The following is a 4,446-nucleotide window of genomic DNA, read 5'->3' on the forward strand; positions in this document are numbered from 1 at the left end:
TACACGCGATGACCCACCCGGTCACCGCACCCCTGAAAACCAGCTAACCAACTCTCCATCAAACCCGGGGCTTGACATGGTTCATCCAGGCGTTCGCCGACACCACGAAGAACGCGGACGCCACACCCGCGACACAGACCGGCAGTCCGGAGAGCAGGTGCGCCCGGGGTGGCACCCGGTCCCAGGCGTACAGGTAGATCCCGACGAAGATCGCCTCGACGAAGAACGCGATGCCCTCCAACGCGAACGGCAGGCCGATCACGTCGCCGAAGCGGCCCATCAGGCCGGGCCAGAGCAGCCCCATCTCGAACGACAGGACGGTCCCCGACACCGCGCCGACCGCGAACAGCACGCCCATCGCCTTGGCCCAGCGGTGCGCCAGCCGGGTGAAGGTCGGGTCCCCGGTGCGCAGCCCGCGCCACTCGGCGAAGACGGTGACCGCCGGCATGCCGACGCCGAACGAGGCGATCACGATGTGCCAGCCCAGGGACAGGGCCATCTGCACCCGCGCCGCCATGAGGTCTCCCGGGGCGGCGTCCTGGGCGAGCAGGTCAACCAGCATCGGGTTCCCCACCTCCGTCGCGTGTCAGCCCCACGGTGGTCTAACGGCCCGTCTGCTGGTCGGCAACGCGAATGCCGCATCCCGGGCACGGAATCAGGGCTTGTACTCGCTGCGGGTGCGGGGCAGCCACTGCGGGTGGTTCTCCCGCAGGTAGCGGACCATCGCCTCGCGCAGGTCGCAGCGGAGGTCCCAGGCGCTCGGCCCGTCGGCGGCGGAAGCCTGGAGCTGGATGACGACGGTCTGCGGGTTGGCATCGACCATCTGGAGCACCCACTGGTGCCGGTCCCACAGCGTCGACGCCTCGATCAGGCGCCGTGCCTCGACGCGCAGGTCGTCCAGGTTGGCGGTGTGGTCGACGTGGATCTGGACCTTGCCGACCACCCGGGTCTCGTGTCGCGTCCAGTTCTGGAACGGGCGCTCGGTGAAGTAGGTCGTGGGCAGGATGAGCCGGCGGTCGTCCCAGAGCCGGATCACCACGTTGGTCAGCTTCACCTCCTCGACGCGACCCCACTCGCCATCGATGACGAGCACGTCACCGACGTAGAGGCCGTCCGCGAAGGCGACCTGGATGCCGGCGAAGGCGTTGCCCAGCGCGGTCCGGGCGGACAGGCCGACCACGGCGCCGATCACACCGGCCGAGGTGAGCACCGAGATGCCGAACAGGCGTATCGGCTCGAAGGTGGTCATGATCAGACCGATCGCGACGATCGTGACCGCCGTCGAGGTCAACCTTCGCACCGGCCGGATCTGGGTGCGGGTGCGGCGGATCCGACGGTCGGCCACCACCCCGGCCGGCAGCCGGCTGAACGCCACGTTCTCGGCGACGTGCAGCGCCCTGACCACCAGCAAGGCGACGCTGCCGATCAGCACCAGCAGGATGGCGTGCCGGCCCTCGCGCAGCCACCGGCCCGGCCCTCCCGGCAGCGCGGCGTAGAGGCCCGCGAGTAGCAGAACGGCCGTCGTCGGGCGGCGGCAGGCCTGGCGCAGCGGCGCCAGCAGCCATTCGTAGCGACCACGGGCGATCCGGCTGACGAGTACGCCGCTGAGCACGTCCACCAGCACGGCCGCCACCACCGCGGCCAGCACGATCACCGCTCGGCCCATCAGCTGCCGTTCACCGCGGTACCGATGGTCATTACTTCCGCTCCCGTCCGGGTCGTCCCCCACGGCAGCGTGTCACGAGACGGCCGATCGTCGGGCGTACATCGCGACCGGCCGAAGTCCCCCGGCGGCCCGCGGCACGCGGCGCCACCACTTCGAGCTCGGGCAGCGAGGACGTCACCGTGATCAGCCGCGCCCGCTACCGGTGACCGGGAGACCGGGCCGGCGCGGACGCCCCCTCCGCCGGCACCGGGACGCTAGCCGGGCCGGACGGTGAGCGGGACGTCCCGCAGGTCGGGCACCTCCTGCCGGCGCGGCTCCCGGGTCAGCGTCGCGGTGAACTCCTCCCCAGGTTGTGGAACAGGGCCCGAACAGACCTCGGTGACGCTGAGGTCGCCACGACGCAGCAGCGCCATGGCGCGCTCGATGCGCCGGGTCATCAGGTAGGCGTACGGCGACTCGCCGTAGGCGAGCCGGAACTGGCGGCTGAGGTGCCCGGCCGACATGTTCACGCCGCGGGCGAGCGCCTCGACGTCCAACGGCTGCGCGTACTCCCGGTCGATCCGGTCGCGGACGCGGCGCAGCAGCGCGAGGTCGCGCAAGTGCTGCGCCGCGGCGAGTGCGCGCCCCCACGAGGGGTGACACATGAGAGAACTCCTTTCGTCGATGTACGTGAGCACACCTCGGCTATTTGGGAGGGGCGGCGAGGCGCTCGATGACGAGGCCCGACTCGCCGGAGTCGACGAGCCGGTCGAGCAGGCCGAGCAACTGCTCGACGCCGGCCAGATTGAGGCTGGTAGTCGGCCTGGCGAGGATGTGGACGTCGCATTCGTCGGCGGCCGGGGCGCACCTCGCCCTCGGCGAAGAACGCCTCGGCGGCCGACAATGCGAGCCCGTCTGCCGGATGCGGCCGCCGAGGGTGGTTGAGGACAGCGGCCTGGAAGCACTGGCCGCCGCGTTCTTCTCGGGTGTCGCGACGCCGGCCATCATGGCTGAACCGATGACCGGACGGCTCAGCGAAGCTCCTGGATGCGGACCAGGTTGCCCGCGGGGTCGCGGAAAGCGCAGTCGCGGATGCCGTACGGCTGCTCGGTCGGCTCCTGGACGACCTCGGCGTCGCTGGCCTGCACCTTCTCGAAGGTGCCGTCGAGGTCCCGGGTGGCCAGCAGGATCCAGCCGTAGGTGCCCTTGGCCATCATCTCCGAGATGGTGCGGCGCTCGTCCTCGGTGATCCCTGGGTCGACGGCCGGCGGCGCCAGGAGGATGGACGTGTCGGGCTGGTTGACGGGGCCGACCGTGATCCAACGCATCTTGCCCTGTCCGACGTCGTTGCGGACCTCGAAGCCGAGGACGTCGCGGTAGAAGGCCAGGGAGGCGTCCGGGTCGACATGCGGGAGGAAGCTCGTGTGAATGGTGATGTCCATGATCATGATGCTAGGCGCGGATCCTGACCCGCACTTCTCGATTCCTGATCGATCTGACCGCTTGTTTCGCCACACACGGTGGCCCGCCAGCGTGGTGGCGTGACGCCCTCACGACCACAGCTCGAACGGCTCGTCGATCTCCTCGCCGGCCAGGAACGCGGTCAGCAGCCCCGGCAGCTGGCCGGGGTAGAACCGCTCGCCGCTGGCCACCACCTCGGCGACCGGCCACCACCGGAAGCCGAAGTAGTCCTCCAGCTCGTAGTCGAGCCGGTGCGCCTCGTCCACGTCCGGTCCGGGTCCGGTCAGCCGCACCGGGACGACCACCTCGTCCTGGAGGTGGCGCCGCTGCCGGTGGACGAAGCTGGCCCGGCGCCGCCAGGTCGGCGGGCCGATCTGCGCGGCGGTCGCCACGATGCCGGTCTCCTCGCGCAGCTCCCGCACCGCCGTGTCCAGGTAGGTCTCGCCGGGGTCCATGCCCCCGCCGGGCAGCTCCCACCAGGTGCCCAGCCGGGGGTGGTCCGGGTCGCGGGTGTGGAACAGCAGCACCCGGTCGTCGCCGTCGAGCACCACCAGCCGCACCGCGCTGCGCTCGAACACCGGCAGATCCCGGGGCAGTTCGACCATCGCGTCTCTCCCTGCTGTAGGCGGTCCGGCTTCGCAGTATGGCGGCCGGGGCGCCCGGCCGCCGCTGGCACCCGGCGCTCACGGTCAGGGTGTGTGGTGCGGCGCGGAAGGCTCGGGGCTGAACGGCCACTCTTCGAAGGCCAGACACCGGCCGTCCGGGGCGAACGTGAGGATCCACAGATCGCGGAACACCTGGGGGCGAGGACCGCCGTATCGCACCTCCAGCCGTACGACCGCCTGCGGGTCGTCGACGGCGACGATGTGGAAGTCCATCTCGAATTCCTCGTCCGGCCCGGCGCGTTCGGCGTCCCACAGCACGCGGATGGCGTCGAGGCCCCGGTGCGGCTGCTGGAACGGCGACATCTGATAGGTGGCGTCGGTGGTGAAGAGCCGGTCGAGCTGGCCGGTGCCCGCCGTCCGCCAGGCAGATTCATAAGCCCGGATCCAGGCTTCCACGCCAGACCTGTCGGTCATGCGGGCTCCCCTTCTGTGCGGCGCCGCCGGGGTGGATCGCTGCAGGACCAGTGTCGCAGCGTCTGGACACGAGACGGAGGAAAAGGCGATGGAATGACCGGCTCGCCGAGGACGTCGAGAAGTGGACCGCGGAGCAGCGGTCTGATCTGGACCAGCCCCCGTCCTGCTGACCGCGGTGCGGCCGCTAGACGAGTAGTTCCGAATCCCGGTCAGTGGTCGTAGGCGATCAGTGACCGGGTGACGGGTGCGCCGGTCTTGTTG

General features: G+C 70.5%; 7 protein-coding genes. All 7 read right to left on the minus strand.

All coding sequences use genetic code 11. The features are described 5' to 3' along the window. Positions 1-58: 58 nt before the first annotated feature. The 7 genes from AC1WTP_RS34160 to AC1WTP_RS34190 all read right to left on the minus strand — a co-directional run bounded on the left by AC1WTP_RS34160 (position 59) and on the right by AC1WTP_RS34190 (position 4,185). Positions 59-562 carry a cytochrome ubiquinol oxidase subunit I gene (locus AC1WTP_RS34160; RefSeq protein WP_481653339.1) on the minus strand — a complete coding sequence of 168 codons (504 nt, stop codon included), beginning with the start codon at positions 560-562 and terminating at the stop codon, positions 59-61. A 93-nt stretch (positions 563-655) separates the two neighbouring features. Further along, positions 656-1,666 (minus strand): mechanosensitive ion channel family protein, encoded by a 1,011-nt coding sequence (locus tag AC1WTP_RS34165; RefSeq protein WP_481653340.1) that lies wholly within the window; start codon positions 1,664-1,666, stop codon positions 656-658. 254 nt (positions 1,667-1,920) lie between these two features. After that, complete coding sequence (locus tag AC1WTP_RS34170; protein WP_481653341.1) at positions 1,921-2,310, minus strand: helix-turn-helix transcriptional regulator; 390 nt, start codon at positions 2,308-2,310, stop codon at positions 1,921-1,923. A 40-nt stretch (positions 2,311-2,350) separates the two neighbouring features. After that, positions 2,351-2,653, minus strand: a complete 303-nt coding sequence (locus AC1WTP_RS34175) for a hypothetical protein (protein WP_481653344.1) — start codon at positions 2,651-2,653, stop codon at positions 2,351-2,353. 23 nt (positions 2,654-2,676) lie between these two features. Next, positions 2,677-3,087: a VOC family protein gene (locus tag AC1WTP_RS34180; protein WP_447139109.1), complete on the minus strand. Its 411-nt coding sequence runs from the start codon at positions 3,085-3,087 to the stop codon at positions 2,677-2,679. Positions 3,088-3,195: 108 nt separating this feature from the next. Next, on the minus strand, positions 3,196-3,711 hold the full coding sequence (locus AC1WTP_RS34185) for an NUDIX hydrolase (RefSeq protein ID WP_481653342.1): 516 nt from the start codon (positions 3,709-3,711) through the stop codon (positions 3,196-3,198). An 84-nt stretch (positions 3,712-3,795) separates the two neighbouring features. Beyond that, positions 3,796-4,185: a YybH family protein gene (locus AC1WTP_RS34190; protein ID WP_481653343.1), complete on the minus strand. Its 390-nt coding sequence runs from the start codon at positions 4,183-4,185 to the stop codon at positions 3,796-3,798. Positions 4,186-4,446 lie beyond the last annotated feature (261 nt).

This window comes from Micromonospora sp. R311, from assembly GCF_056780015.1.

Coding starts and splice junctions, on each gene's coding strand:
- AC1WTP_RS34180 (WP_447139109.1), bottom strand. CDS start 3,087: ATGGACATCACCATTCACACGAGCTTCCTCCCGCATGTCGACCCGGAC.
- AC1WTP_RS34170 (WP_481653341.1), bottom strand. CDS start 2,310: ATGTGTCACCCCTCGTGGGGGCGCGCACTCGCCGCGGCGCAGCACTTG.
- AC1WTP_RS34175 (WP_481653344.1), bottom strand. CDS start 2,653: ATGATGGCCGGCGTCGCGACACCCGAGAAGAACGCGGCGGCCAGTGCT.
- AC1WTP_RS34185 (WP_481653342.1), bottom strand. CDS start 3,711: ATGGTCGAACTGCCCCGGGATCTGCCGGTGTTCGAGCGCAGCGCGGTG.
- AC1WTP_RS34190 (WP_481653343.1), bottom strand. CDS start 4,185: ATGACCGACAGGTCTGGCGTGGAAGCCTGGATCCGGGCTTATGAATCT.
- AC1WTP_RS34165 (WP_481653340.1), bottom strand. CDS start 1,666: ATGGGCCGAGCGGTGATCGTGCTGGCCGCGGTGGTGGCGGCCGTGCTG.
- AC1WTP_RS34160 (WP_481653339.1), bottom strand. CDS start 562: ATGCTGGTTGACCTGCTCGCCCAGGACGCCGCCCCGGGAGACCTCATG.